The sequence below is a fragment of the Pseudomonas sp. P4_C3 genome, from assembly GCF_056402075.1.
Genome location: NZ_JBFUIC010000737.1, coordinates 1 through 763, shown reverse-complemented (window position 1 = coordinate 763; position 763 = coordinate 1). Strand labels below are relative to the sequence as shown.

General features: G+C 48.8%; 1 protein-coding gene. It reads right to left on the bottom strand.

Features of this window, described 5'->3' with window-relative positions; all coding sequences use genetic code 11:
• Window positions 1–96 precede the first annotated feature (96 nt).
• Window positions 97–579 carry a DinB family protein gene (locus AC1DVH_RS32150; protein WP_477757171.1) on the bottom strand — a complete coding sequence of 161 codons (483 nt, stop codon included), beginning with the start codon at window positions 577–579 and terminating at the stop codon, window positions 97–99.
• Window positions 580–763: the final 184 nt, after the last annotated feature.

Genomic DNA, 763 nt, shown 5'->3' with positions numbered 1-763 from the left:
TCATATTGGGGGCAACTGATGCTTGATCGGGTATGCGGATCATCGAAAGATTTCCTATTACGTATCATTGCCATACATGGGGCGGCCCATCAGTGCCTAGAGCTTCAAAAACGTTGTGAAATGGTCCTTGTGATCCAGCAGTAGCTCACGAGGCAAGATAGTCGCCACACTTCCTCGATGCTGCAATCCGTGTGATAGCACGTGTGCAAGAACCTGCTCTTTCGTCATGTTGCCTGGTTTTCCATCCTTGAAAATAAACGCAACCGGATCAGACAGTTCGATTGTAGTGATCGACTGGGTGTAGTTCACAAACCATTGATTCGCTGAAGAAAAGCACTCTTCCAGTCGACCCAGGTCTTGTTTCTGTTCGGTCAGGATGGAGTCAAATTCATCCGGTTTTCCCTGCAGTCTGGCAATGAACAGCTGGTCAACAATATTGATATGGGCTAGCCAGTAGAGTGCTTCCTCCATTTCCGTTGGAAATTTTTTTGCCGCGGGGGCTTTCAAGCACTTGAACAGTTCCTCCTCAGACCATGCCTTGTATTTGTAAAGCGAATGAAGAAGGTTCGTGGCACCCATGGCGTTCTCCTGGATTTCTAATTTTCTGGCTGCCCTGGACCTTCTGATGGGGATGCGGATAGGGCTCCTTTCCGCAGGGGGATAGCCGTGCCCGGTCGGATAGATGGGATAGTCACTATATTGACTTTTTTAGTCAATAGTTGGTAGCTTGAACGGCAAGCGACGAAAGTGGCCATGTGGTAGC

Bases quoted from the DNA above. Each gene is read 5' to 3' on its own strand.
- AC1DVH_RS32150 (WP_477757171.1), bottom strand. From the start codon at position 579: ATGGGTGCCACGAACCTTCTTCATTCGCTTTACAAATACAAGGCATGG.